The organism is Sphingobium sp. AntQ-1, assembly GCF_028538045.1.
Lineage (GTDB): Bacteria > Pseudomonadota > Alphaproteobacteria > Sphingomonadales > Sphingomonadaceae > Sphingobium > Sphingobium cupriresistens.
This window is the reverse complement of the sequence record NZ_CP117158.1, coordinates 2,958,278-2,982,806: the sequence shown is the minus strand read 5'-3', so window position 1 is coordinate 2,982,806 and position 24,529 is coordinate 2,958,278. Positions and strand designations below refer to the sequence as shown.

At 60.2% G+C, this 24,529-nt stretch carries 42 protein-coding genes; 24 read left to right on the top strand and 18 right to left on the bottom strand.

Going from position 1 to position 24,529, the window contains the following annotated elements; genetic code table 11:
- Positions 1-52: 52 nt before the first annotated feature.
- The 16 genes from sphantq_RS14990 to sphantq_RS14915 all read right to left on the bottom strand — a co-directional run bounded on the left by sphantq_RS14990 (position 53) and on the right by sphantq_RS14915 (position 6,874).
- Positions 53-418 (bottom strand): VVA0879 family protein, encoded by a 366-nt coding sequence (locus sphantq_RS14990; RefSeq protein ID WP_272798893.1) that lies wholly within the window; start codon positions 416-418, stop codon positions 53-55.
- Positions 418-702, bottom strand: a complete 285-nt coding sequence (locus sphantq_RS14985; protein ID WP_272798892.1) for a hypothetical protein — start codon at positions 700-702, stop codon at positions 418-420. Before sphantq_RS14985 ends, sphantq_RS14990 begins: the two co-directional genes overlap by 1 nt.
- Positions 703-718: 16 nt before the next feature.
- On the bottom strand, positions 719-1,150 hold the full coding sequence (locus sphantq_RS14980; RefSeq protein ID WP_272798891.1) for a hypothetical protein: 432 nt from the start codon (positions 1,148-1,150) through the stop codon (positions 719-721).
- Positions 1,143-1,481: a DUF968 domain-containing protein gene (locus tag sphantq_RS14975; RefSeq protein WP_272798890.1), complete on the bottom strand. Its 339-nt coding sequence runs from the start codon at positions 1,479-1,481 to the stop codon at positions 1,143-1,145. Before sphantq_RS14975 ends, sphantq_RS14980 begins: the two co-directional genes overlap by 8 nt.
- Complete coding sequence (gene ssb / locus sphantq_RS14970; RefSeq protein WP_272798889.1) at positions 1,481-1,978, bottom strand: single-stranded DNA-binding protein; 498 nt, start codon at positions 1,976-1,978, stop codon at positions 1,481-1,483. Before ssb ends, sphantq_RS14975 begins: the two co-directional genes overlap by 1 nt.
- Complete coding sequence (locus sphantq_RS14965) at positions 1,963-2,457, bottom strand: HNH endonuclease signature motif containing protein (RefSeq protein WP_272798888.1); 495 nt, start codon at positions 2,455-2,457, stop codon at positions 1,963-1,965. The genes ssb and sphantq_RS14965 overlap by 16 nt, the downstream gene beginning before the upstream one ends.
- Complete coding sequence (locus sphantq_RS14960) at positions 2,457-3,074, bottom strand: lambda exonuclease family protein (protein ID WP_272798887.1); 618 nt, start codon at positions 3,072-3,074, stop codon at positions 2,457-2,459. Before sphantq_RS14960 ends, sphantq_RS14965 begins: the two co-directional genes overlap by 1 nt.
- 1 nt (position 3,075) lies before the next feature.
- Positions 3,076-3,771, bottom strand: coding sequence for an ERF family protein (locus tag sphantq_RS14955; RefSeq protein WP_272798886.1), 696 nt, complete (start codon positions 3,769-3,771; stop codon positions 3,076-3,078).
- Positions 3,772-3,805: 34 nt separating this feature from the next.
- Positions 3,806-3,958 (bottom strand): hypothetical protein, encoded by a 153-nt coding sequence (locus sphantq_RS14950; RefSeq protein ID WP_272798885.1) that lies wholly within the window; start codon positions 3,956-3,958, stop codon positions 3,806-3,808.
- Complete coding sequence (locus sphantq_RS14945) at positions 3,955-4,287, bottom strand: hypothetical protein (protein WP_272798884.1); 333 nt, start codon at positions 4,285-4,287, stop codon at positions 3,955-3,957. The genes sphantq_RS14950 and sphantq_RS14945 overlap by 4 nt, the downstream gene beginning before the upstream one ends.
- A complete protein-coding gene (locus sphantq_RS14940) occupies positions 4,284-4,499 on the bottom strand; it encodes a hypothetical protein (protein ID WP_272798883.1) in 216 nt (71 codons plus the stop codon). The genes sphantq_RS14945 and sphantq_RS14940 overlap by 4 nt, the downstream gene beginning before the upstream one ends.
- Positions 4,500-4,604: 105 nt before the next feature.
- The gene (locus sphantq_RS14935; RefSeq protein WP_272798882.1) at positions 4,605-4,880 is read right to left on the bottom strand and encodes a hypothetical protein; all 276 of its coding nucleotides are present in this window, start codon (positions 4,878-4,880) and stop codon (positions 4,605-4,607) included.
- 308 nt (positions 4,881-5,188) lie between these two features.
- On the bottom strand, positions 5,189-5,383 hold the full coding sequence (locus sphantq_RS14930) for a hypothetical protein (RefSeq protein ID WP_272798881.1): 195 nt from the start codon (positions 5,381-5,383) through the stop codon (positions 5,189-5,191).
- Positions 5,380-5,658: a hypothetical protein gene (locus sphantq_RS14925; protein WP_272798880.1), complete on the bottom strand. Its 279-nt coding sequence runs from the start codon at positions 5,656-5,658 to the stop codon at positions 5,380-5,382. The genes sphantq_RS14930 and sphantq_RS14925 overlap by 4 nt, the downstream gene beginning before the upstream one ends.
- Positions 5,655-6,086, bottom strand: a complete 432-nt coding sequence (locus sphantq_RS14920; protein ID WP_272798879.1) for a hypothetical protein — start codon at positions 6,084-6,086, stop codon at positions 5,655-5,657. Before sphantq_RS14920 ends, sphantq_RS14925 begins: the two co-directional genes overlap by 4 nt.
- Complete coding sequence (locus tag sphantq_RS14915; protein WP_272798878.1) at positions 6,083-6,874, bottom strand: pentapeptide repeat-containing protein; 792 nt, start codon at positions 6,872-6,874, stop codon at positions 6,083-6,085. Before sphantq_RS14915 ends, sphantq_RS14920 begins: the two co-directional genes overlap by 4 nt.
- A 176-nt stretch (positions 6,875-7,050) precedes the next feature.
- Here sphantq_RS14915 and sphantq_RS14910 point away from each other — a divergent pair, with 176 nt between their 5' ends.
- Positions 7,051-7,260 (top strand): hypothetical protein, encoded by a 210-nt coding sequence (locus tag sphantq_RS14910; protein ID WP_272798877.1) that lies wholly within the window; start codon positions 7,051-7,053, stop codon positions 7,258-7,260.
- Between the two features lie 300 nt (positions 7,261-7,560).
- Here sphantq_RS14910 and sphantq_RS14905 read toward each other — a convergent pair whose 3' ends face one another.
- A complete protein-coding gene (locus sphantq_RS14905) occupies positions 7,561-7,773 on the bottom strand; it encodes a hypothetical protein (protein WP_272798876.1) in 213 nt (70 codons plus the stop codon).
- The gene (locus tag sphantq_RS14900; protein WP_272798875.1) at positions 7,770-8,258 is read right to left on the bottom strand and encodes a hypothetical protein; all 489 of its coding nucleotides are present in this window, start codon (positions 8,256-8,258) and stop codon (positions 7,770-7,772) included. Before sphantq_RS14900 ends, sphantq_RS14905 begins: the two co-directional genes overlap by 4 nt.
- A gap of 341 nt (positions 8,259-8,599) precedes the next feature.
- Between sphantq_RS14900 and sphantq_RS24420 the strand changes: the two genes are divergently transcribed.
- The 23 genes from sphantq_RS24420 (at position 8,600) to sphantq_RS14800 (ending at position 24,528) form a co-directional block, all read left to right on the top strand.
- The gene (locus tag sphantq_RS24420; RefSeq protein ID WP_443021485.1) at positions 8,600-9,262 is read left to right on the top strand and encodes an HNH endonuclease signature motif containing protein; all 663 of its coding nucleotides are present in this window, start codon (positions 8,600-8,602) and stop codon (positions 9,260-9,262) included.
- A 3-nt stretch (positions 9,263-9,265) separates the two neighbouring features.
- Positions 9,266-10,366 (top strand): DNA cytosine methyltransferase, encoded by a 1,101-nt coding sequence (locus sphantq_RS24415; RefSeq protein ID WP_443021484.1) that lies wholly within the window; start codon positions 9,266-9,268, stop codon positions 10,364-10,366.
- A gap of 3 nt (positions 10,367-10,369) precedes the next feature.
- Positions 10,370-10,549, top strand: coding sequence for a hypothetical protein (locus sphantq_RS24410; RefSeq protein WP_443021482.1), 180 nt, complete (start codon positions 10,370-10,372; stop codon positions 10,547-10,549).
- Positions 10,550-10,555: 6 nt separating this feature from the next.
- Entirely contained in the window at positions 10,556-11,032 is a 477-nt protein-coding gene (locus sphantq_RS14890; RefSeq protein WP_272798873.1) for a hypothetical protein, read from the top strand.
- A complete protein-coding gene (locus tag sphantq_RS14885; protein ID WP_272798872.1) occupies positions 11,029-11,160 on the top strand; it encodes a hypothetical protein in 132 nt (43 codons plus the stop codon). The genes sphantq_RS14890 and sphantq_RS14885 overlap by 4 nt, the downstream gene beginning before the upstream one ends.
- A gap of 218 nt (positions 11,161-11,378) precedes the next feature.
- On the top strand, positions 11,379-11,849 hold the full coding sequence (locus sphantq_RS14880) for a hypothetical protein (RefSeq protein ID WP_272798871.1): 471 nt from the start codon (positions 11,379-11,381) through the stop codon (positions 11,847-11,849).
- Entirely contained in the window at positions 11,849-12,250 is a 402-nt protein-coding gene (locus sphantq_RS14875) for a RusA family crossover junction endodeoxyribonuclease (RefSeq protein WP_272798870.1), read from the top strand. Before sphantq_RS14880 ends, sphantq_RS14875 begins: the two co-directional genes overlap by 1 nt.
- Positions 12,250-12,447 carry a hypothetical protein gene (locus sphantq_RS14870; protein ID WP_272798869.1) on the top strand — a complete coding sequence of 66 codons (198 nt, stop codon included), beginning with the start codon at positions 12,250-12,252 and terminating at the stop codon, positions 12,445-12,447. Before sphantq_RS14875 ends, sphantq_RS14870 begins: the two co-directional genes overlap by 1 nt.
- Positions 12,444-13,277: a DUF1376 domain-containing protein gene (locus tag sphantq_RS14865; RefSeq protein ID WP_272798868.1), complete on the top strand. Its 834-nt coding sequence runs from the start codon at positions 12,444-12,446 to the stop codon at positions 13,275-13,277. The genes sphantq_RS14870 and sphantq_RS14865 overlap by 4 nt, the downstream gene beginning before the upstream one ends.
- A 186-nt stretch (positions 13,278-13,463) precedes the next feature.
- A complete protein-coding gene (locus sphantq_RS14860; protein ID WP_272798867.1) occupies positions 13,464-14,918 on the top strand; it encodes a DnaB-like helicase C-terminal domain-containing protein in 1,455 nt (484 codons plus the stop codon).
- A gap of 160 nt (positions 14,919-15,078) precedes the next feature.
- Positions 15,079-15,753 (top strand): hypothetical protein, encoded by a 675-nt coding sequence (locus tag sphantq_RS14855; protein WP_272798866.1) that lies wholly within the window; start codon positions 15,079-15,081, stop codon positions 15,751-15,753.
- Positions 15,754-15,952: 199 nt separating this feature from the next.
- The gene (locus sphantq_RS14850) at positions 15,953-16,126 is read left to right on the top strand and encodes a hypothetical protein (RefSeq protein WP_272798865.1); all 174 of its coding nucleotides are present in this window, start codon (positions 15,953-15,955) and stop codon (positions 16,124-16,126) included.
- The gene (locus sphantq_RS14845; protein WP_336314430.1) at positions 16,071-16,379 is read left to right on the top strand and encodes an HNH endonuclease; all 309 of its coding nucleotides are present in this window, start codon (positions 16,071-16,073) and stop codon (positions 16,377-16,379) included. Before sphantq_RS14850 ends, sphantq_RS14845 begins: the two co-directional genes overlap by 56 nt.
- A 261-nt stretch (positions 16,380-16,640) precedes the next feature.
- Entirely contained in the window at positions 16,641-17,018 is a 378-nt protein-coding gene (locus tag sphantq_RS14840; protein WP_272798864.1) for a hypothetical protein, read from the top strand.
- Positions 16,996-18,843: a terminase large subunit gene (locus tag sphantq_RS14835; RefSeq protein ID WP_272798863.1), complete on the top strand. Its 1,848-nt coding sequence runs from the start codon at positions 16,996-16,998 to the stop codon at positions 18,841-18,843. The genes sphantq_RS14840 and sphantq_RS14835 overlap by 23 nt, the downstream gene beginning before the upstream one ends.
- Positions 18,844-18,854: 11 nt before the next feature.
- Positions 18,855-19,481 (top strand): HK97 family phage prohead protease, encoded by a 627-nt coding sequence (locus sphantq_RS14830; RefSeq protein WP_272798862.1) that lies wholly within the window; start codon positions 18,855-18,857, stop codon positions 19,479-19,481.
- A gap of 92 nt (positions 19,482-19,573) precedes the next feature.
- Positions 19,574-20,182 carry a GIY-YIG nuclease family protein gene (locus tag sphantq_RS14825; protein ID WP_272798861.1) on the top strand — a complete coding sequence of 203 codons (609 nt, stop codon included), beginning with the start codon at positions 19,574-19,576 and terminating at the stop codon, positions 20,180-20,182.
- A 103-nt stretch (positions 20,183-20,285) separates the two neighbouring features.
- A complete protein-coding gene (locus tag sphantq_RS14820) occupies positions 20,286-21,677 on the top strand; it encodes a phage major capsid protein (protein ID WP_272798860.1) in 1,392 nt (463 codons plus the stop codon).
- Between the two features lie 54 nt (positions 21,678-21,731).
- Positions 21,732-21,959 (top strand): hypothetical protein, encoded by a 228-nt coding sequence (locus sphantq_RS14815; protein ID WP_272798859.1) that lies wholly within the window; start codon positions 21,732-21,734, stop codon positions 21,957-21,959.
- Positions 21,952-22,215: a spike base protein, RCAP_Rcc01079 family gene (locus sphantq_RS24405; protein ID WP_443021481.1), complete on the top strand. Its 264-nt coding sequence runs from the start codon at positions 21,952-21,954 to the stop codon at positions 22,213-22,215. Before sphantq_RS14815 ends, sphantq_RS24405 begins: the two co-directional genes overlap by 8 nt.
- Positions 22,215-23,549: a phage portal protein gene (locus sphantq_RS14810; RefSeq protein WP_272798858.1), complete on the top strand. Its 1,335-nt coding sequence runs from the start codon at positions 22,215-22,217 to the stop codon at positions 23,547-23,549. Before sphantq_RS24405 ends, sphantq_RS14810 begins: the two co-directional genes overlap by 1 nt.
- Entirely contained in the window at positions 23,549-24,292 is a 744-nt protein-coding gene (locus sphantq_RS14805; protein WP_272798857.1) for a hypothetical protein, read from the top strand. Before sphantq_RS14810 ends, sphantq_RS14805 begins: the two co-directional genes overlap by 1 nt.
- Entirely contained in the window at positions 24,289-24,528 is a 240-nt protein-coding gene (locus tag sphantq_RS14800; protein WP_272798856.1) for a hypothetical protein, read from the top strand. Before sphantq_RS14805 ends, sphantq_RS14800 begins: the two co-directional genes overlap by 4 nt.
- Position 24,529: the final 1 nt, after the last annotated feature.

Here is a 24,529-nt window from a genome sequence, read left to right as displayed (position 1 = left end):
GAAATTTCCGGGGCCGTTTGTTAGACTGGCGCCCCGCCTTCTGGGGGACTGGTTAGGCGGCGGCGTGGCGCGCAATCTTCGGCTGGTCAGCTAGTTCGAAACGCGGGTGAGCCTTCCCGTCCGCGATCACTTCTAGTTTGTGCAGCCGGAACAGGCCTCCAAGCGTCCAATTGCATGGCTTACCATCTGGTTTATTCCGCGGCGGCCCAGCGTCGGTGAATCGCCCCAGACAAGAGAATGCGAGATATTTTTCGACTTCATCAAACGTCTTGCCAGCGCCCGCATCGATCAGATCTCTGGCCGACTGGTGGGTGCCGCACATGGGGCAAACGAAAGTGATATCCTCTTTGCTGGCTGCGTTCTGCGCTTTGATGTCGGCATGGAACTGCTCAAGGGTGATCTGGCGTGGACCGTCCATCAAACCGCCTCCTTCTTCCCCGCCCGCTTCGCCGCACTGGCAGCGGCACGTTCAGCATTGGCAGCGATCAGCGGTGCCAGGCGGCGGTCGCGCTCGGCTTTGAGGGTGGCGAGTTCTGCGGTCAGCGCAGCAACCTCGGACCGCAGGGCCACGTTCTTGCCCAGCAATCGGCCCGCCGTTTCGCGTTCCTGCTGCGCGTCAACCATCGCCTTCGCCCGATCGCTGATGAACACGGCCATCGCCGCCTCATGCGCCTTCACTGTCATCAATCCGAAAAAGGACATTTCTCGTCTCCCTGGGTTAAGCCGCGCGGGCTTCTGTCGTGAGGGCTTCGACCGGGACGCCAAGCCATTTGCTCAGCGTCTCAAAGGCCCAACTGATGTATTCATTGCGCTCAGGCTCGCTCATCTTGGCAAAGCTGATGCTGTCGTAATTCTTGACCACCTCTCCGCTGGGGAGGGTCGTCGTCGTGTAGAGGCCGCGCCGATCTTTCAGGATGCGGTGGAGCATCGCGTCATCAATCGCATCGCCCTCGCACATGGCGGAAAGCATCGGCGCGCAGATACCAAGCGTGATCCAGTAAAGAGCGATCCGCTTATGGTTGCCCTGCATCCGCGTGATCTTGACGCGCACATTGCCCTTCACATCAGCCATCGCCTTTTCAGCAGCAGGAGACGCCGGGAACAGCCCACCAAGGCGGGGCGCGAAGATCAGCGGTGCAGTGTCAGCCATTGACCATATCCTCCAGCTCGCGGCGGCGCGGACTGGCCTTCACAAATTCCCGCGCCAGATATTTCATGTCGATCCCGGCCCACTTCTCGAATGACCCCTCTCCCATCTGATGCTGGCGAGCGTGGCAGTCGTGGCACAGGCTGATCGTCCAGCAGTCGGAGGGCTTGGTGCCCATACCGCCATCTGTTCCGGTTCGGACATGGGCGACCTCGATCGCCGCAGTCGAACCGCATGAGCAGCAAGCGTGAGAGCGGACGAAGTTGCAGTGCGCAATCGACCGCTTGCGGGTCTGCGCGTCACTGCGCCGCTTCGGGATGCGACGGGGAAGCATCAGAATGGCGCCTCATCATCGAGGTCGTAGCCGCCACCACCAAATCCGCCGCCCGATCCGAAGCCGCCATCACTGCCAAAGCCATTCTGGTTCTGATGGCGCGGCGCATCACGGCGCTGCTGTCCGCCCTGTTGACCGCCGCCTTGCGGTGCATCGAGCATGGTCAGGACGCTATTCGGCCCCTGCAACACGATCTCCGTCGTGTAACGGTCGTTGCCCGATTGATCCTGCCATTTGCGGGTGCGAAGCTGGCCTTCGACGTAGACCTTCGATCCTTTGCGCAGGAAACGCTCAGCGACGCCGACCAGCCCATCCGACATGATAGCCACACTGTGCCATTCGGTTCGCTCCTTTCGCTCACCGCTGGTCCGGTCCTTCCAGCTTTCGGAAGTGGCAATGCGTAGATTGCACAGCTTCCCGCCGTTGGTGAAGGATTTCACTTCTGGATCAGAGCCAAGATTTCCAACCAAAATGACCTTATTTACTGAGCCCGCCATGCGAGTTCCTTTCGAGAAAGTGGCCCCGCGCCGTGGAAGCCGCGCTTGCCGGGGCGAAGATTGAGGATGGATGACGGATTCATTCGGCCCTTGCGGGCCATGTCCTGGGCGTTGTCAGCTTGCGTTCCGGCGAACAGATGCTTCGGATTTACGCAGCCGGGATTGTCGCAGCGGTGACAGACAATCTGATCATCATCGATCTCACCGTAAGCCAGCACATAAGCCAGACGATGCGCCATCCACCGCTTGCCATCATGCTGGACAACGCCATAGCCGTGGCCATTGAAGGTTCCGCCCCAGACTATGCACCGATCGCCCGCCAAGTTGCGGAGAAGTGCAGCCGAAATCGGTTTCGCCTTTTTGACTTTATTGGCGCAAGCGCACGAGCAGAACTGCCGCGCTTCCCATTGCGATTGGCTGTCCCGCGCGCGACGGGCGAATGAGGCACCGCACACCTCGCAGGACTTTGACCCGGCCATTATGCCGCGATCCTTTCGTTTTTCTGGAAGCGCGCGACGATCTCAGCCAGTTCATCGTTAAACCGGTCCACCGCGCCGCTAATTTGCTTGATATATTCTTCGTCCCGGTGCGCCCGGATGATGAAGCTGGGCATCTTGGGCCAGTAGCAAATGAGGTCCACCCACTCGCGTTCAGCGACCCAAAGCTGGCCTTGGCATTGCGCCTTGTGGTCGGCGGGAAATTCGCCGCGCAGCAGCACGTCAAGCATGAGGTGGGGCATCTTGGTCTTGATCTCCAGCATCCCGTCATTGCCGATGAGGCTGTCAGGACTGGCGCCCTTGTCACCACTGCGGATGAAGCCGACCAGCTGCGGATCCACGTCGCGCTGCATCGCGTAGAAGCTGCGCGCCTGCGGCTCCATTTCATGCCCCCGCTCGGTGTGCGAGTTGCTGAAATTGTCCATGGGATCGCCGGTCAGGATTTCCCCAGCCAGTTTCAGCATGTAGGTGCGCCGAGTCTTGCTTTCGCCGCCCCCTCGCCCACTTGCCATGATGGTCGAAAACTGGCTGGCGGTTGGGATGCCCATGCGGCACGCAAACCATTCCGGGGTGCCTTGGGTGCAATCGAATATCTGCATGTCAGGCGGCCTTGAGAGTGGTCAGCACAGCGGCAAAGTCGGAAGCCCAAAGGTCTTCGATCTTGGCGATGCTGTAGCTGCACTTGTCGTTGAGGAAGGTGACGAAACGCGGTTCCGACTTGCCCTTGATGTTGAGCATGTCGCGCAGCTGCTGAGCCTGTTCGGGGTTGATCGTCTCTATGGCGCTGGCGTCGTTTCCGTCGTCGTCGCGGGTGGCGATATCCCACACCATCAACTTGAGGTAGCGGCGACCATAGGACATGGTTGAGCCGAAGCCGTGGGTAGCCGTCTTGTTCTGGTTGCCCTTCATGCCGGTCATATCGGCGGGAACTTCCGCAGAATATTCTTTCTCGTGGCCTTCCTCGTGCATGAGGACGCAGGAGACGCCGTAATGGCCTTCCTTGGTGGCCGGGAAGCTGCCGAACGACATGGAGAAGCCGTGCTTCTCGCAGATTGGATCAATTTGCGCGCTCACCGCGTCCAGATCGGCATAGCCCGATTTCGTCTGCTCATTGTATTTGTTGCGGACGACCGACTTCATTTCCTGCTTGGCATCGCGGAAGGCGGCCATGAAGGATTTGCGGGCGCTCTCAGCCATCACGCGCTCGTGCATAGCCAGCAGCCGCTCCATCTTTTCCACGTCCACGCTCGGATCGCGCACCGCTCGGTCGATGACAGCCAGGATGCCGCCGCCCATGTCGGTAACGGGAGCCAACGCGGCTTCCTGACGCTCAGCGATTGCGGTCATTGGTCTTCCTTTCAAAGAATGGATCAGGCTCGTGCATGCCGGCCTCAAAAAGCTGGATCAGTTCGGCTGTCGCGATCGGCCTTGGCTTTCGACGCCTGCGGCCATCGCCCGCCATGATGTTGGTGACGGCGTTCATGCTCCCAATCCTTCAGCTTTGGAGATCAGGGCGCGCGTTTCGGCCATGAGCCGCGTCTTCTCGGCTGCGTGGCGGTCAACATGCCAAGCCCCAGCTTCAAGCGCCGCCCACCGACGCAACATCGCAAGAAGGGCCGGAGCCTCCGCGAAAGTGTGAGGAGAATGCTCGCCAAAGAACCCGCTAATTTCGACATATTGCCGGTCGAAATCGTCAAATCGGGGTGTGTCGTTTTGGATGGCGAATTGGCGTATTGCGCGACCTTCCCCAGCGACCACCTTCAAGGCGGGTGAATACTTCTCATCGAAGTATGACTTCGCGGCGCGGCTCACAGCCCCGCCCCCGCAATATCGGCCAGCGTCACGCCATCACAGGCGATCAGCGCATTGACGCGCTCAGCAATGGCCTGCTCCAGCGCCACGACATTGCGTTGCGCTTGATCGGATACTGCATTGTCAGCCATCGGCACAGCGCGATTGCGATGCAGCGCGACCAGCATGGCGGCCAAATTCGGCTGCAATTCGATGATCGGCGATGTTGCCATATCAGTAGGCTCCGGGGTTCGGGATCAGCAGCAAAGCCGCCCCGCCGATGAGGATAATCGCCAGCACGACGGCCAGCATTTCGGGGATCGTGAGGAGGCGGGGCATCATGACCGGAGCCTGCGCTTCTGTTCGGCGGCCATCCGATAATGTTCGTCCGCGCTAACAGGCGGCTCGCCCTCGCACATGGCTTCGTGCTGGGCTTCGGCGGCGTCAGCCATTTCGCCATCGGTCATCGGTCGCCAGCCATGGCCGCAGCAGTCGGGGCAGTCCTCCTGATGCAGGCCGCGCAAAATTCCGTGGCGGCGGACTTCAATCCAGCCGTTGCCATCGCAGCGCTTGCATTCCACGTCGGGGACGAAGCCATTGAGGTAGTGCGTCATGGCATTGGCCTTTCGCAGTAGAAGCAATTGTTCGGGCCGCTCTCCATCGACGTATCGACCTGGTGGCGGCCGTTGGGGGACGAGGGGCACTGCGCAGCCGCGTAATGCTCATCGCAGGTAAACTTGCTGGCGACGCATTGCGGGCAATCAGCCTGCCAGCCTGATCCACGAATATTCATGCCCAATACTCCCACCATGTGCGGTCATCAGGATTGAGGCGGAAAGTGCCGCGCCGGATGCGGTGAACGTGACGGAGCCATGCCCACTTGCCGGACACGAGGCGCACAGGACGCCATGCGAACCAAAGGTCACTCATGGTTTTCGTCCTCAGCTTCGATGGCCCTGAGAAGTGGGTGCCGACGCCATTCAAGCAGACAGTCGCCGCACTCTTTCAGCGCCTCAGCGATCAGGTCATATGCCTGACCAAAGCGGCCATCCTTCCAGCCGCCAGTTTCGCCCTCATAGAGGTGGCGAGCGGGGATTTTGTCGTTGGTGGCGGTCATGCCGGGCCTACCTTGGCGCGTTCGGCCAGCATGGCGTCGGCGTACTGATATGCCGCTCCAGCAAAATGCGCGGTCTGAGATTCAAACGCGCCTGCCGGTCCATCAAACGGACTGGCGAGCAGTCCAGCGAGGGCTTGGCAGGCAAACCAATCCCGGATCGTCAGCCCCGGAAACTTGGCAGCATGGATGCCGACCTGAATATAATCATGCTCTTGCGGGACCGAGCGATCACCTTGCGCCTCGCATGGAAACGCTGGATAGTTGCCGATTTTCACGACACCACCGCCAATCCACCACGACGGGCGGCGAGCATGTCGAAGCCGACAATCTGCTCCTTCAAATGCAGCCATGTCCGGCGCTCGTCCTCGTCATTGACGTTGAACAGCATCGGCGTGTCAGCAACCGCGTCGATCGCCTCGTCCGTCGTGCAATCCATGGCGGCGGCCGTGCGACCGTCACGACATGCGGCGGCGCTGGCGAGATAGGGTGCCAGATATTCGGCCTTGATCTCGTTCAGGCGGACATAGCGCGGGTCTTCATGATTATAGGCCAGCCATTCGTCGCTGGTGGTGACGTAGCCGCGTTCGTGGCGGATGCTGGTGGGCAGGTTGCCGACCATGCCGCACAGGATGGCGCGCGCATCTGGAAGCTGGTGCCAGGGTGCTGGCCCGCTCGCCGCGAAGGTGTGGAGGGCGGCGGTCATGCGGGCACCGGATCGATTATGAGGCGCTGAAATTCCTCTGCCCATTCAAGAGCCTTCCCAGCAGCGAATCCGCCGCCAGTGTCATCGCCGGGCTTGTCGCCCTCGCGGATCATCAGGAACCATTGTTCGGCAGGATTGCGCGAATTGTGCTCAAGCGACCCGTAATGAACCTGCTTGGCGTTCGCGATCGTGCCGACCAGACAGGCGCAGTCGCCAGCATATTGCGAGCCATCGACACGACCATCATTGAGTGCCTGAATAAGCGCTGGGATTTCCGCTATGTTCTGCGCCAAGGTCATCCACATATCGGCCTTGAAGGACCGCAGGACGGCATCGCGCAGGTCAGCACCGCGCAGGTCGGCACCGCTCAGGTCAGCACCGCGCAGGACGGCACCGCGCAGGTCGGCACCGCTCAGGTCGGCACCGCTCAGGTTGGCATCGCGCAGGTCAGCACCGCGCAGGACGGCACCGCGCAGGTCGGCACCGCTCAGGTCGGCACCGCTCAGGTTGGCATCGCGCAGGTCAGCACCGCGCAGGACGGCACCGCGCAGGACGGCACCGCGCAGGTCGGCACCGCTCAGGTTGGCATCGCGCAGGTCAGCACCGCGCAGGACGGCACCGCGCAGGACGGCACCGCGCAGGTCGGCACCGCTATTGCGCGCCCACTTCACTGCCAGCCCAATCTTCACACCGATCGTAGCGTCAGGCGCGCAGGTGATTTCGGCCGTGAACTGAACCCGGTTGGTCCATCGGTTCACGACTTCAAACTGTTCGGTGACGGCTTCCATCTTCAATCCCTCATCATGCGGAGCGGGTGGCTCCTGATGAAGGGATGTTTAGAATGGCTAAACGCCAAGCGCAAGCAGAAAGTTTAGTTTAGCGAAACTTTCTCGCGAGCATTACGAATCGCAGCCTCGCAACGCGCGATGCTACGTGCTATGTGGGGATGTAGGAAAGGGCTGATATGAACGCAGAACGCTTTGTTGAAATCGCCTTAGCAATCTCAGCCGCCGCGATGCTCGGTCAATCCATCTTGGTGTATTTGACAGTGCGCCAGATGCGAAGGTTTGAGTTGCTGCGTGACCTGAGTTCGAATTTTACTGAAACCGGGAGTGAGGCCAGCGGCTCGATAAACAGCGTCGAGGTGAGGTCAACGATCTTTCGTTCTGAGTGAGGCGAGCGGCCGACTATTGCGTTGCTGACGTAACCATCGTCACCGATCAACGCGCGGCTTAGGCGATTGGCCGAGAACAGCGCAACGCTCGCACTGTGCAATCGCCATGCCTCGCGGTTCGGCCCTGCTAGCTGGAACGCGATCTCTGGACCGAAGTCCGTCGAGGTCATTCGACCGGAGACATAAGGTTCAGCCAGAGTCACGTTTCGCTTGGACAGACGGTAGCTCAAAATGGATAAGGTGATCGCACCGCAGCTAATTAGCGCTGCGATGCCGCTGATGCCTATGGGTAGCCAAGGACTAGGCAGCATCCGCCCGCGCGCAAACCAAATGCGCCATATGGCCCTGCTCATCAACGCGATGGCGGACTTGCTCGATCTGGAGCTTCAAAACCTCGCCCTGATGCGTGATTTGCAGCAGTTCGCCAACGCGTGGCGGAAAGCTGAACTCGCGCACGCCAAGGATTTCCTCTTGGCCGGCGATCGACAGGTAAATGACGAGTTGGACGGTCAATCTGATGTGCCAGTGCGTCGGATCGTTGACACATTATGGACGCCGCCCGCGCCGTCGCTTTCGTGCGCCAATGTGACAATCTGTTCGGCGCTCGCCCGATACTGCCTCAACGCCATTGCGCGCTCTGGAGGCAGCAGGAGTTCAAACGGCTCGATCTTAAGATAGGCGGCCACCTCATTCACATCATCGCGGTGATAGCGCTGCTTGTCGTTAAACATCAGGCTGGCCTTCGACTTATTCCAGTCGAGCGCCTTCACAAGGTCAGCTTGGATCACGCGGAGGTGTTCGAGCCATTGCTTGAAATACCAGTCGTGACGGGGTTCTGCCATGCCTGCATAATACCAGCGCGGCAAACCGCTGTCGTTTCGCCTATCTAAACATTTCCGCTTGCCCGTTAGGTTTAGATCATCTAAACCTCCAGGCATGACGCTAGATGCATATCTCAAGCGCGGTGGCGCGCTTTCACTCACGGCGCTGGCCGCCAAGATGGGCGTCTCCAAGAGCCGCCTCTCTCAACTGAGGGAATCGACGGATTGGCCGCCAGAATTGGCGATGAAAGCGGAGGCTGAAACCGCTGGCTCGGTGAGCGCATCGTTCCTTTCCCCTATCGTGGCGCAGGCTCGCCAGAGCGGGCGGGCCGCATGACCGCGAAGGCAGGGGTGGTATGAGCGCCCGCCTCACCAACGTAAACGCCGCGCAGGCCGTCGCTGCCCCGCCCCGCGTGATCTGTAGCCGGTGCGCTTCGATCAACTGCGAGCGTCATGCGCCTGCTTATCTCACCACCGGTCGCCCTGGTGGCTGGGCTTTGGCTGCGGGGGTTCGGTAGATGAGCGTCATATTCTACTACGATACCGTCCAGCAGCAGGCCGCCGAGTTCCTGGAGGATTTGCGCGACACGATCGCCGGGGTTCAAGCTCTCCGCAAATTGATAAATTACGATTCCGCGACAGGAGGCCTCGAATGGCTTCACCGGCCCAGGCATTATTTTCAGTCCAATAGAATTTTCAATTCTTGGAACGCAAAGTGGGCAGGCAAGCCCGCCTTCACTTCCAAGGATCACCACGGATATTTCAATGGCCGCATTTTCGGGCGCACGTATCTCGCCCACCGCGTTGCGTTTGCGCTTGAGAATGGCGCGTGGCCTATCGGCGAAATCGACCATGTGAACGGCAACCGCGCCGACAACCGAATTGCAAATCTGCGAGTAGTAACGCGGTCCGAAAACGCCAGAAATATGGGTCTTAGTCGCGCAAACAAGAGCGGTTGCTCCGGTGTGTATTGGAGCGTCAAAGGTCGCGAATGGCGCGCGCAAATAGCCGCTGGTGGCAAGAAGGTCGCCATTGGCGGATATCAGTGTCTCGATGACGCGATAGCTGCGAGGCGGCTGGCTGAGGCGCGTGCGGGCTACCATCCAAACCATGGTGGCAGATGTTCGCAATTGTCTGCCGATCTCGTCGCCGCTGGCCTCGTTCCGGGGGAGGGCGCGTAAACCATGGACACGCTCAACAACGCGGGTGGATGCGGTGGCGCCTACTACAACGAAATCGACCCGTTCGCCGCCGCATGGCTGCGCGAACTCATCGCTGGCGGCCACATCGCGCCCGACGTCGTTGACGAACGGAGCATCGAAGATGTCAGCCCAGATGAGCTTGCTGGATTTACTCAGTGCCACTTCTTCGCCGGCATCGGCGTCCACAGCTACGCCCTGCGCCGCGCCGGTTGGGCCGATGATCGTCCGATCTGGACGGGATCGTGCCCGTGCCAGCCTTTCAGCGCGGCAGGCCAAGGAAAAGGGTTTGCTGACGAGCGGCATCTGTGGCCCGCTTTCTACCACCTCATCGAGCAGTGCGAGCCTCCAGTCGTCGCTGGAGAGCAGGTTGCGAGCGGCGGCACTGGCGTATGGTTCGATCTTGTACAAGCTGACCTGGAAGCCATGGGTTACGCCTTCGGGCTTGTCCCGCTTCCGGCTGCGGGCTTCGGCGGGGCGCATATCCGAGATCGCGCTTTCTGGCTGGGTCACGCCAATGGCGGCGGACAATCGGGATCGCGGCAAGTGGGACGATCCGGCGATCCAGCGTCGCAAGGTCATCGGGAAGAGCATCGAGTTGTCGATGCTGGTCGGGGTAGCGGGCTGGCCCACGACATCGTGCAGCAACGACAGATCGGCGCGCCTGGTGGTGATGAAGCGCGAGGACGGTTCCAAGAACCAGCAGCGGTTGCAGGACTTCGCGGCGACGGCAGGCTGGCCGACATCGCGAGCGGCGGACGCATCAGCGGGGCCGGACTTCGCGATAATGGATCGCCCGAACAGCGGTGGGTATTCCCTGCCGACAGCCGCCGCCATGGCCAATTGGGACACAACAGCAGGCCCAGCGCGCCTATGCTCGGACGGGACGCTGCTGACTGGTTGTTCTGCCGGGATGGAAAGTGGCGGCCAGTTGAACCCGGCACATTCCCGTTGGCTCATGAGGCTCCCGCCCGTGTGGGACGACTGCGCGGTTACGGCAATGCAATCGATGCCGAAACGCTCACGCAGTTCTACACGGCGGTAATCGGGCATCTCGACGGTAACCCGATTGCGGAGGCGGCTTAGGACATGGCGCACCGCATCACCCAGCCATTGGCCTACCACGCCCTGGTCGAGGCCCCCGATGGCCGCCTCTACATCAACCCTATCCCCATAGCCGCCGCCCCTAGCGCCGGTGAAGGCGGGCGTCCTGCCAAGGTCGCTGGTGGTTCGCTCGCCAATGTTTCCAAGCCTGTTCATGGAGCCTGACTAGCTATGTTGCACCGCACCGTAGTGGGCGAAAAGCGCCCTCTCTCCAAACCACGGTTGCACGCCCTCCTTATGGAAGGCTGGTCCCGCGCGATCGTGAAGCTGGGCAAGGGCGCGTTCGCCGACAAGATCGGCGTGAGCGTGCCTGCGCTGGACAAGCAGCTCACCGGATCGATGCCTGGCTTCGATGTCATCGATGCAGCGCTTGATGTCTGCCCGACCGTGTTGGACGAGTACCTGCGCGAAAAGGGGCTGCGTCTGGTCGATCAGGAAGCCGTCTGCGATACGGACGACGCTTCGCTGCTGATCGCCCGCCTGCTGGTCAAGCTTCAAGAGGCCGAGCATCCTGACAGCCCCGGTGGTCGATCCGTCACCCATTCGGAATTGCTGGGGATGGAGGCGTTGATCCGCCAGCTTCATGGCGCTTCGGGGAATTGGATCGGCCAGATTGAGGCGCTGCGGCGTCCGAGGTCCGTGGCGTGACGCGCGCTCCCCTCACCACCGAACAGGCAGTCGCAGAAGCGGCGCGGAAGGCGCGCAAGGACGCCTTCTGGGACCGCGAGTTCAGCCGGGCCGCCGACCGGGCGGCCAAGCGGGAGGAGGGCAAGTGATCGAACTCCACCTTCGCCGCCACATGGCGATCAACCCGCACAAATTCGACCTTGAGCATAGCCGCTGGGCTGCGCCGTTACGCGCCGCTGCCAATGCGAGGTTTCCGGCTGCGCGGGATCGGGTTGGACGGTTCAGCAGAGCATGAAATTCGCCGGGGCGGATGGTCCGCGCCCCGATGAACGCGAGACACGGACCCTACTACCGCAAGGAGCTTTATATGCCAAAGAACGAGGAAACTGCAACCACCCTGGACGGCGGCGAAATGCTGGTCGAACTGGCGTCCGATACGTTGCGCGGCGATGTCCGCGACGCGATGCTGTCGTGGTTCAAGGCTACCCCTAAGCCATGGGGCCAGATGAGCGAACGCGAGCAGCGTGATTTCGCTGATACTGTCGATCGTGCGGCCCGTAGCCTGGTTAAACAGGCCTGCCAGATCATCGCGGCCAACGAGCGCCCTGTGATCGTCGCCAACCTTGTCGAATACAAGGAGAAGGAAGGCGTAGAGGCTAAGCTGAAACTGGCCAGCACGGGTGCCAACGTGGCGGCATTGCACGAAGCCTGCGGCCGCGAAGTCCTGATCGTCACGAGCGGCTATGACGAGGTTTCGGGTGAAGCCGGCGAGGCTGAAATCGACGCGGACCAACCTGGCATCCCTGGCATCGGCGACGAATACGACGAGGCCGCATAATGTTGCGGTTCACCGTCCCCGGCGCACCTGTAGCGAAAGGCCGTCCCCGCATATCAACGCGGGGCGGCTTCGCGCGCGCCTACACGCCGCAGAAGACGGTGGCCTATGAGGGGCTGATCGCTTTGGCGGCGGAAATCGCCATGTGCGACGCCCCGCAATATGCCGGGCCGGTGAGCCTCAATGTCACCGCTGTCTTCGCCATTCCTCCGAGCTGGTCGAAGAAGCGACAACGGGCCGCTCAATGGCATGTTGGTAAGCCGGACGGCGACAACCTGCTCAAGGCTGTTGGCGACGGCCTCAATGGCGTCGTCTGGAAAGACGACAGCCAAGTCGCATCGGCGCGTATCATCAAGGTCTATGGCGAAACGCCAGGCCTGACGGTCGAGGTGGAGGCGCTCTGATGGCTGAACGCCTTGGCGACATCCTGCCCCGCATTATCGCCAGGGCCGAAAGCATGGCGTCGTTTCAGGCGCTCATCAACGAATGTGGCACCGCTGCACGTCGCAAGGAAATGATCATGACCGCGAAGATTGGCGGCCTGATCGACTGCGACGAATGCCGGATGCTGATCGAAACCTATGGATTGGAGACGGCGTGACCGACCCCCTTACGCCTGCCGATTGCGATTTGCGCGGCCTGCCATTTATGCCGCTCGACGTAACCCGTTTGGCGGACAGCGATCTTTTTGCGCTATCGTCGGGTGACGAGTTCAAGGCTGCAATCGCGCTTTGGTGCAAGTGCTGGCTGCAAATACCCGCAGCCTCACTCCCTGATGACGATCGCGTTCTAGCACACCTGTCGGGCGCTGGCGCGAAGTGGAAGAAGGTCAAAAGCATAGCGCTGCGTGGGTTCGTCAAATGCTCAGACGGGCGTCTGTATCATAAAGTCGTTGCCGAAAAGGCAAACGATGCATGGGAGCGTCGGAGCGACTGGCAAGAGAAACAGAACAACAAGAACGAGCGCCAGCAACGGTGGCGGATACGCCTCAAGGAAATTGCAGAGCAACTACGCGGCCTTGGCGTGACGCCTCCAAGCGGAGCGTCCCTGTCTACATTGGAACGCCTACTTGTAGACGCAACGCCGTCTACAGCGCCGTCTACTGTAGACCAAAGTGAGACTGCTTTGACAGGGACAGGGACAGGGACAGGGACAGGGACAGTTATTCCGTTATCTAACGATAACGGGCGTCCCGCCGATTCCGATACGGTGTTCTGGACCAACGCCAAGGATTATCTCAGGCCTCATGTGAAGACCGACCCCGGTTCCCTTGTCGGCAAGTGGTCGCGTGATTTCGGCAAGGTTGAGACTGCGCAGGCCATAACCGACGCGCAGGTCGCCAGGCCGGTGTCGCCAGTCCAGTATATCGAGAAAATCCTGAGAAAGGCCAAAACGCAGGCCGAACAGGATGACGAGATGCCGATATGCTGAACGTCGCGGACGCCCTCGCCGGCCTGAAAATCCGGTTGCCGAGCTACGGGCATGGCGAACACGCCACCACCTGCCCGCAATGCTCCCACACTCGAAAAAAGAAGAAGGTCCGCTGTCTGTCGGTCCTGATCGACCCGGATGGCTGGTGCTGTTTTTGCCATCATTGCAATTGGAAGGACGGAAGCCGTGGAACTGAAGACGCCGCACAAAGAATGGCTCGACGCCCGCGCAATCGACCCGATACTGGCCGAAAAATTGGGGCTTCATACCGTTTGCCGAGAGGGCAAGAATTGGCTTGCGGTCCCCTACATCGAGAACGGGACGACGATAAATCACAAGTATCGCGTCATCTCGGACAAGTCGCTCCAGCGCATGGATACGGGCGCACCCCTCACCCTGTTGAACCACGATTGCCTGTTGGACGACTCACTCGCCAACCAGCCGCTAATCATCACGGAGGGGGAGTGGGATTTTCTCGCAGCGATGACGGCAGGCAAGCGCCGGGTCGTCTCCGTCCCGAACGGCGCACCTAAGCAATCCAGTGACGATCAGGAGCTTACCGAAGGCGCGCGCTATGCCTGGTTCTGGCGTCATGAAACCGCGCTTGCGAAGGTCAAGCAGGTGATCTTGTGCGTGGACAATGACGAAGCCGGTAAGGCGTTGGCCGCCGATCTTTGTCGCCTGTTCGGGCCTGAGCGGTGCATGTTCGTGGAGTATCCAGAGCATTGCAAGGACGCCAACGATGTGGCGATCCACCATGGACACCAGCGTCTTTTGGAAATGCTGGACAGCGCCCGCCCCTACCCGGTCAAGGGGCTTTACGCGGCGCGGGACTTCCCCGAACAGCCTGCCTACACCTGCTACCCAACTGGCGTTGCGGAAGTCGATGAACTGTTTCAGGTCGTGCCGCGCACCTTCACGGTCGTCAGTGGTTATGCCGGCCAGGGTAAGACTAGTTTTCTGATGTGGTTGCTGGCGAACCTGATCCGGCGTCAGGTCCATGTGACGATCGCCAGTTTCGAGACGGACATCAAGCCGATCTTCATCCGCAAGCTGCGTGCTGCACTAATTATGGCGGGCGAGTTTTCGCGCCACACGGTCGAGGATCTGGAATGGGCTGACAACCTCATTGATCGCTACACCGCCTTCATCGCGCACTCGCCTTACGACGACGATGACAGCCTGGGTGTCGAAGAGGTTCTGGAGCTTGGCCGGGCGAGCGTCATTCGTAATGGCACGCGGTTGCTGCTGATCGACCCATGGAACGAGATCGACCACAAGCGCCGCGGCGACGAGACGGAAACCGACTATACCGGCCGCGCCATTCGCATGATGAAGCGGTTCGCCAAGCAGAACGATGTTGCGGTCTGGATCATCGCGCACCCGTCCAAGCCTTTCCCCGGCAAATCGAGCGGCAAACTGCCAGGCCTTTACGACATCAGCGGGTCGGCGAATTGGGCGAATAAGGCGGACTATGGACTGATCGTTCAAGCCAAGAACCGCGATTTTTGGACCAGCACGATTGCTTGCACGAAGGTTCGAATGGGCCTGCCCGGCAAGATGGGCAAGGTCGTCCTGCAATTCGATCCGACCAAGAACAGCTACAGCTTTTACGGCAATGCTGAGGATGAGGCCGCATGACGAAAATCCGAGAGCTTGAGTGTTTGTGTTCCGCCCGCGAGCGCGACGAGGGGCAAGAGCGGCCGAGGAAGTGCTGGAACTGCGGAGAGCGCACCATGGGGCGGTTCAGCATGACCAACATCGCGCAATCTTACTGGAGGGTGATCGGGTGAGTGAACAAATGAGTGAACAGGGCAAGCGGTGGTGCATACTGCGGACGTTGGGCCGCACCACGATCAATCTGGCGGCGGCGCTGACGCGCGGCGGCTTCGACGTGTGGACACCCAAGCGCACCATCCGCCGCCCTGCACCGGGCGAGCGCCGTGAGCTAGTGCTGGGCCAGCGCCGCCGAATGATTGAGGTGGCGGTGCCGATCATGTCCGGCTTTGTATTCGTGCGGGAGGGCGCAGAGGATGACCTCGTCCGGTTCGCGCGAAGCCCCGCGAACGTACATCTCCCGTTCGTCGTCATGCAGCGATGTGGCCATGCAGCGTTGGTAAGCGAGGCGAGTGTTGCCGGGCTTCGCGACGCGGAAAGGTCGGCGGAAGCGGTGGCCCAAGCGGAGCGTGACGCCGAGAGCAGAGAGGATGCGCGACGGTTGCGCGTCGAGCGGTTGGGAAGTGAGCGAGCACGCATCAAGGCTCTGCGACAAGTTCGCCGCTCATTCACGCCGGGTGAGCAGGTGACGGTGAGTGATTCCCATGCGCTCCAAGGATTGGAAGGCATCGTCTTGAAGAGCGACGGAACCAAGGCCGAAATAGATTTCGGCGGCGTTTATTCTATGACTGTCGAGGCTTGGCGCATATTACCCGTTGTGCTAAGAACCGATGGTTCGCACATGAGCGACGCTGCCTAAGCAGCAGGCGGGGCTAGACGATCTGGGGCATTGACCCTTGCGCTCCCCGACCAAACTACCGGACGCTGATGGGCGGTCGGTAGGACTGCGGCGCAATGCCTGAAATTCAATTGCCGACTGGATAGGCCTAAACGGAAATCTGGCCCGGCCTGTGTCACAGCACTTCTGCCGGGGCAACCAGTTCGAACGGAGCGCCCCCATGCAGCAGCGCCCTTCCCCCGCCGATCAGATAGAGAGCCTTGCCAGCGCGCTGCACATGCTGGCCTTTGACATGCGCGAGCCGTCGCGCTGCACGAAGCGCGCCGAGCGGCTGATTGATGAGGGTGAGCGGATCGCTGCCCAGGTGCGCGCCGTGGTGCGCGGACGTGGCTGAGCGCCTTCGCGGTAGAGCTGGGCAGGAGCAGCGCAAGCGCCGCCTTATGCGATCCTCCGGTCTTTGTGAGATCTGCCAAGCCAAGGGCAAGACTGCCCTCGCTACCGTCGTGGACCATATCAAGCCGCTGGCATTGGGCGGCGATGACGCCGACGAGAACACGCGCAACCTTTGCGATCCGTGTCACAAGGTTGCTACCGCAGAGCAATTTGGTTACTACAAAGGCGTGTCATCGGACGGCTGGCCGATATAAAAGATAGTTGCGTGGAACAGTAACAAGCAATCATAGTCGAGTAATTAAATTCCAATTATCATACGAGAATTGTAACTTATTTCTGAGCATTTAGGGCGGGGGTGCCCAAAAGTTGAGGAATGAGCAGCAGGACACCGGATGTCGGCCAGAACTTCGCACATCCACAAATTAAAATTCAACCTTAGCCGCAGATAAGCATTATTATTGCGTGGAACAGTTACTAAGTGTCTTTTGCTTTTGTAATATAATTACTGAGGTTTTATGCCCGCACCCCGCACTCCGACAGCCAAGGCGAAAGTCACCGGCGCGGCAGCCAAGAATCCGCAGCGCCACAATGGCCGCAGCGACCCGAAATCAACCCCGCTTGGACAGCCATCCTCGTTTCTGGACCTTCACGGCAAGCAGGCATGGGAAGGCTACCGCGCCGAACTGCCATGGCTGATGGAAGCTGACCGCTCGCTGGTCGAAATCGCGTCCAGCGTGCGCGGCCGGTTGCTGGGCGGGCAGGATGTCGGCGTGACGGCGCTGAGCATGTTGCAATCGATCCTGTCGAAGATGGGCGGCACCCCCGCCGATCGCAGCAAGGTCGGTGCGCCAGACGAGGAACCGCAAGAGGATGAGTTCTTCGGCAACGCCTGATCGCGGCACCCAATACGCGCTCGACGTTCTAGCCGGTAAATTCGTCGCTGGCCCTCATGTTCGCAATGCCTGCCGCCGTCATCTGGACGACCTGGCGCGGGGACACGAACGCGGCCTGCATTACTCGGTTGAGAAGGCTGAGCGGGTCATCCGCTTCTATGAGCAAAAGCTGAGACTGAACGGGGGGCAATTCGAGGGGCGGCCATTCCTGCTGCACCCCAGCCAAGCGTTCAAGCTGGCCAATATCTTTGGTTGGCTGCGCGCCGACGGTTATCGCCGCTTCCGCCGCGCCTACATCGAGGAAGGCAAGGGCAACGGGAAAAGCCCCTTCGCGGGCGGCATCGGCCTTTACGGCATGATGGCGGACGATGAGGCTGGCGCTGAGATATACGCGGTCGCGGCGCATCGGGATCAGGCCAAGATTCTGTTCAACGATGCCGTCGCGATGGTCGATCAATCGCCCGACCTGGCAGCCCGGATCACGCAAAGCGGCGGGCCGGGGCGGGTCTATAATCTGGCGTGGCTGCCCAAGGGGTCGTTCTTCCGGCCCCTGAGCCGCAGCGCTGGCAAGTCTGGCTCTGGTCTGCGCCCACACATTGGGCTGGCGGACGAAATGCACGAGCATCCGAACCGCGACGCGGTGGAGATGATCGAACGCGGTTTCAAATTTAGGCGGCAACCGCTGCTTTTGATGATCACCAACAGCGGGTCTGACCGCAATTCGATCTGCTATGAGGAGCATGAACACGCGGTCAAGGTTGCCGCAGGGACCGCGACGCCGGGCGAAGATTTCGCCTATGTGGGCGACCCGATCGATGACAGCACCTTTTCTTTCGTGTGTTCGCTCGACCCCGGCGATGATCCACTGACGGATCCAAGCTGCTGGCCAAAGGCGAACCCGCTGCTCGGCACGATTCTGACGGAGGATTATCTGGCGGGCGTTGTCGCCCAGGCCAAGGCCATCCCCGGTAAGCTGAACGGCATCCTGCGCCTCCACTTCTGCGTCTGGACCGACGCGGACACGGCGTGGATGTCGCGGGCGGTGCTGGAGCCATGCCTCGCTGATTTCGATATAGCCGACCACCACGGCAAGAAGATCGCGCAAGGCATCGACCTTAGCCAATCGCGAGATTTGACCGTCAAGGCGAGCATCGTGGAAACCGGCAGCGTCGATGTCGAGGTGATGATTGATGATCGCCCGGCGATCGTGTCGAAGCCGACCTATGACGCATGGATTGAGGCTTGGACGCCGGGGGATACGCTTTCGGAGCGCGCGCTAAGGGACAAAGCGCCTTACGATGTTTGGGTGCGTGACGGCCATCTGCACGCGCCAAAGGGCCAGAGCATCCGGTTCGATCACGTCGCCCAATCGCTGGCCGATGATGATCGCAATTTCGATATCGTGGCAGTGGGATATGACCGCTACGCTTTCCGCCGGTTCGAGGAAGAATGCAACGGATTGGGACTGAGCATCCAGTTCGTGGAGCATCCCCAGGGCGGCACGAAAAAGGGTAAGCCCACTGAGGCGATGATCGAGGCTGCAAAGGCGAAAAGCACGGAGCCGGAAGGCCTGTGGATGCCCGGCAGCGTGCGCGAGCTGGAAAGCGCGATGATGGAAGGCCGGATACGCTTGAAGCGGAACCCGGTGCTGATCTCGGCAATGATGAGCGCGGTCACGGACGAAGATCGCTGGGGCAATTACTGGCTGGCAAAGGAGCGCGCTGTGAACAAGATCGACGCTGCTGTTGCACTTTGTATGGCCATGGGTGTGATTGCGCGGGTGCCGACGCAAGAGCGCGCCAAATTCCAAATGCTCATTCTGTAAAGGATATCGGAATGCAGAATCGTGCATATAGCGTCTTGGCAATCAAAGCTCTGGACGATGACGCCCGCACTTTTAGCGGGATCGCAACGACGCCAACCGTCGATCGCGTGGGCGACATTATCGACCCGCTCGGTGTCAAATTCACGAACCCCCTCCCCCTCCTGTCGCAGCACAAGCATGACAAGCCAATCGGCAAGGTCTGGTTTGAAAAGCCGACGAAGGACGGGATCGCTTTTCGCGCTGAGATTCCCAAGATCGAAGAGCCGGGCGAGCTTCAGGACCGGGTAAATACCGCTTGGGGTGAGATCAAATACGGCCTTGTTACTGCGACATCGGTGGGTTTCAGGCCGATTGAATACAGTTTCATGGAGAGTGGCGGCGTCCACTATACCGAAACCGAAGTGTTCGAATTGTCTGCCGTGACCATCCCCGCGCAGGCTGATGCAATCATTTCTCAGGTGAAGTCCATCGACGCAGCGTTTCGCGCGGCCGAAGGTATCCCTGACCCTGAAATCCCCGCCAACCCCGAAGGTGCCGCCGCGACCGGCAAAAGCGCCCGTGTGGTGACGTTGGATGACCCCGCCCGCGATCGGGCTCCTCCCTTCGTAATCCGCGAAATCAAGCGCGCCAAACCTTGATTTTTTGGGGTTTTCTTCTAGGCTGAATGCGGCTCGACGGGTGCTGGTAACACCGCGCCGAGCCTAACCGAAATCGCAATGGAGATGCGACAATGGCTCAGTCTGGAATCTACGAGATCGTCAATCTAGTCAATGGCAAGCGCTACGTCGGGAGTTCGGTTGATTTGCAGGCGCGATGGAAGGTGCATTTGCGCAAACTGCGGACCGGAAGACACCACAACGCGCATTTGCGGAGTGCATTCGCGAAATACGGCGAGAGCAATTTCTCTTTCGTAATTCTTGAAGAGTGCGAACGGGAAAAAATCATCGACCGAGAGCAATCGGCGATCGATGCGCTTAAGCCGGAATATAATATTGCACCCCTAGCAGGATCTATCCTCGGGGTGACTCTCCAAGAGGAAGTGAAAGATCGCATCCGAGCGGCGAATATTGGGAAGACTCACACTTCCTGCGCGCGGGCGAAAATGAGCGCTGCCAAGACCGGGACGAAACATTCAGCCGAAACGCGCGCCAAGATGAGCGCTGCGCACAAGGGTAAAAAGAAAGGCCCTTTGAGCGAGGCCCGATGCAAACAGATTTCGGAGAACCAAGCAGGAAAGAAGCGCGGACCATATAAGCCGCGCACTGCGGAGCATAGCGCCGCGATTGCGGCGGCTCTGACTGGTAAGAAATTTGGCCCACGAAAGAACAAGGCCGCCTAAATTCAAGCAAATCTACCCGCCGCGATTGGCAATAGGGTTAGATTGGCTCGGACACTGCCCCGCGATGGGGGCAAGCAAAGACCCCCCATTCAAGGACATTATCATGAATTTTGCTGAACAGATCAGCGCCTTCGAAACGAAGCGCGCCTCGCTGGTGGCTGCCAACAGCACCATCATGGAAAAGGCGGCAACCGCAGGCGCCACGCTCGACGCTTCCGAAAAGGAGCAGTTCGACGGCAATCAAGCGGACATCACCGAAATCGATGACCATTTGAAGCGCCTGCGCTCCATGGAAAAGTCGAACGCCACGGCCGCCGCAACGACCACAGTGGTTGGTTCGGGCACGGAGGAAGGTTCTGCCGCGCGCGGCGGGCACCGGATCGAAGTGAAGGGCACCAACCTGCCGAAGGGTACTTCGTTCACCCGCTATGCCATGGCGCTTGCGCGCTCCAAGGGCAACCTGATGCAGGCGGCCGAAATCGCCAAGGGCTGGCACGATAGCACGCCGGAAGTCGAAACGATCTTGAAGGCCGCCGTCGCAGCAGGCACCACGACTGACACCACCTGGGCAAAGCCGCTGGTCGAATATCAGAACATGGCCAGCGAGTTCGCCGAACTGCTGCGTCCGGCAACCATCATCGGACGCATTCCCGGCCTGCGCCGCGTGCCGTTCAATATCAAAATCCCGCGCCAAACCGGCGGCTCGACTGTTGGTTGGGTTGGTGAAGGCAAGCCCAAGCCGGTCAGCGCCCTGGCGTTCGATCAGGTGACGCTCGGGATGGCCAAGACGGCCGGGATCGTCGTCATCACCGACGAGTTGGCGCGTTCGTCCTCGCCTTCCGCCGAAGAGGTGGTTCGCCAGGACTTGATCGACCAGACGGCGCAGTTCCTTGATCGTCAATTCGTGGACCCGACCGTGGCTGCATCGGCAGGAGTGTCCCCGGCGTCCATCACTAATGGCGTCACGGCAATCACCGCTTCCGGCACCGACGCGGACGCTTTCCGCGCTGATGCGCAGGCGCTCATGGCGGCTTTCGTGGCGGCGAATATGTCGCTCGCAGGCGCGGTGTGGATCATGACCGAAACGCAGGCTCTCGGCCTGGCGCTGATGCTCAATCCGCTCGGACAGGCGGAGTTCCCTGGCATGTCGATCACCGGGACAGGCACTTTGCTCGGCCTTCCGGTCGTCATTTCGGAGAATATCCCTGCGCAGGCGGCGGTCACCGGACCTCCGGCGATCCCTGCCGGTTCGCGGATCATCCTCGTCAAGGCGAGCGAAATCCTGCTGGCCGATGATGGTCAGACGATGCTCGATGTCAGCAGCGAAGCATCGCTCCAGATGGACAGCGCCCCGACCGATCCGCCCGCTGCCGCCACCGTGTTCGTCTCGCTTTGGCAGATGAACATGGTCGGTATCCGTGCCGAACGGTATATCAACTGGGGCAAGCGTCGCGCTGGCGCCGTCCAGTTCATCACCGGCACCGCCTACCAATAAGAATAGATGGGCGGGCCTTCTGGTCCGCCCTCATTCCTCCAGCGGAGTTTTGCCATGAAGCACCAAGGCTATTTCACGCGGGCGCTCAAGGCGAGCGATCCGCGCTACGCACGCATCTTTGAAAAGTTGGGCTACCGCACGACCAGTCTTGTGGCCGATGATGCGCCTGATATTGAATCTCTGCGGGATCTCTACGAGAAAGTCCTCGGAAAGCGACCTTTCAACGGCTGGAGCGCAGAAACGCTCGCTGAGAAAATCGCTGAGAAGCGGGGAAATGGCTGATATGGCCATACGCACCACATCATCCGCCGGGCCTGGTCGCGCGCTTCGCGCTGTCACTCCACACGCCTCAAACGAATTGCCGGACGGGCCTTGCCGAGCGCTCAAAATAGGCGGCGCTGGCAATATTTCGATTGTCGCTCGCGATGACGCTGCCCCCGTTACCCTCGCGGTATCTGCTGGCGAACTGCTGCCCATCCAGGCGAAAGCTGTTCGCGTCAGTGGGACGACCGCCACCGGGATTGTGGCGATCTACTGATGCGCTTCCTGGGCCTCAACATCTCGCGCGAGAAGGCGGCTGGGCAATTGTCCGCCCCTTCCGGTCGCGGTGGCTGGTGGCCCCTTATCAAGGAAAGCTTCACCGGGGCCTGGCAGAAGAATGTTGAGATCAAGCTGGATAGCGTCCTGTCCTTCCACGCCGTATTCGCCTGCCAAACCCTTATCGCGAGTGATGTCGCCAAGCTGCGCGTCAAGCTGGTAGAGCAGGACAGTGCTGGCATCTGGAGCGAAACCAAGCGCGCCGCATATTCGCCGGTCCTGCGCAAGCCCAACACCTTCCAGAACCGCATCCAATTTTTTGAATCGTGGGTGTTGAGCAAGCTCCAGTCGGGCAACGTCTATATCCTGAAACAGCGAGACGGGCGCGGCGTCGTGGTCAAGATGTATGTGCTTGACCCGAACCGCGTGAAGCCCCTTGTCGCTGAAAATGGCGAAGTCTTTTATGATTTGAACGCCGACCACCTGTCTGAACTCAAAGACCCGGTGATCGTGCCAGCTCGCGAGATCATCCACGACCGTTTCAATTGCTTTTTCCATCCGCTGGTCGGGCTTTCTCCGATCTTTGCCAACGGCCTGGCATCCACGCAAGGCCTGTCGATCCAGAATAATTCGGCCAAGTTTTTCGGCAACAATTCTCAGCCGGGCGGCATCCTTACAGCGCCCGGAGAGATCGGCAAGGATACGGCTGAGCGGCTTAAGGCGCATTGGGAAGCAAACTATACCGGCGATAATGTCGGCAAGGTCGCCGTCCTTGGCGATGGCCTGAAATACGAGGCCATGGCGGTCAAAGCTGTCGATGCGCAGCTTATCGAGCAATTGAAATGGACTGCGGAAGTCGTCTGTTCCACCTATCACGTCCCACCTTACAAAATCGGGATAGGGGCGCAGCCGACCTATAACAATGTCCAGGCGCTCAACACCGAATATTATTCGCAGTGCTTGCAGGTTTTGATCGAGTCGATCGAACTGTGTTTGGATGAAGGCCTTGCGACTGGCGAAAACCTTGGCACTGAATTTGATGTCGAAAACCTGCTCCGCATGGACAGCGTGACGCAGATGCAGGTGCTGAAGGAAGGTGCAGGCATACTGATGGTCGATGAAATGCGGGCGAAGCTGGACAAGAAACCAACGCCTGGCGGTGATGCAGTCTACCTACAGCAGCAGAATTACAGCTTGGCGGCGCTTGCGAAGCGCGATGCTCAGCCTGATCCATTCAATAAGACTGCCCCCGCCCCTGCTGCGCCAGAAGCGCCTGCTAACGACAATGCAGAAGCCGCCCGCGCGCTGCTGACGATGATGAAGGGGCTGGCGTGATGTTCGATGGCAAAGCGTTCGGCGAAGAGATGGTTGGCATCGTCAAAGGCTATGTCGATCGCGCGACTGCGCCTCTGATCGCTGAAAACAAAGCGCTTGCTGATCGCATCGCCGAACTAGAAGCACGCACCCCGCAGGCAGGCGAAAAGGGCCAGGACGGCAAGGACGGGCGCGACGGTGCTGATGCCGACCCGGAATTGATCGCCAAGGTGGTTGCCGATGCCGTGGCCTCTATCCCCGCCCCTTCAAACGGGCGCGATGGCGTGGATGGCAAGGATGGCGTTGGCATCAACGGCAAGGACGGGCGCGACGGTGCTGATGGCAAGGATGGAGCGGGAATCGCGGATCTTGTGATCGATCGCGATGGCAATCTTATCGCCAGCTTCACCGATGGCCGATTGAAAGCGCTTGGCCAGATCATTGGCAAGGACGGCCGCGACGGGATCGACGGCAAAGACGGCATCCCATTCGGCGTCGATGACCTCAATATGAGCCTGATGGAGGACGGCCGGACAATCCGCCTAGCCTTCGCCAAGGGAGAAACCGAATACGCCTTTCAGATCGGCGTCCCGACCATGATCTATCGTGGCGTCTATCGCGAAGGTTCTGCCTATGAGCAGGGCGATACGATCACATGGGGCGGCAGCCTATGGCACGCCGACAAGGCTACCAGCGGCAAGCCCGATAGCGGCGACTGGACGCTGGCAGCCAAGCGCGGCCGTGATGGCAGGGATAAGCTGTGATTACCTGGCTGCGCTCCCTGTTCGCTTGGCGCATCGCTTCATTTGCTGGCGTGTGGCGGTATGAGATCAACGTCATAACTGGCAAGCGTCGCGCCAGTCGCGAGTTCATTGGCGGTTATTCTCCGCTCGATTGGGACTGGTTGCTTACTGGCCAAGGTATGCCGACGATCGACGGAATCGTCGCATGGCGCAGTTCATACCGGAATACCCTTCCTGATAGCTGGGTATGGAGTTAGC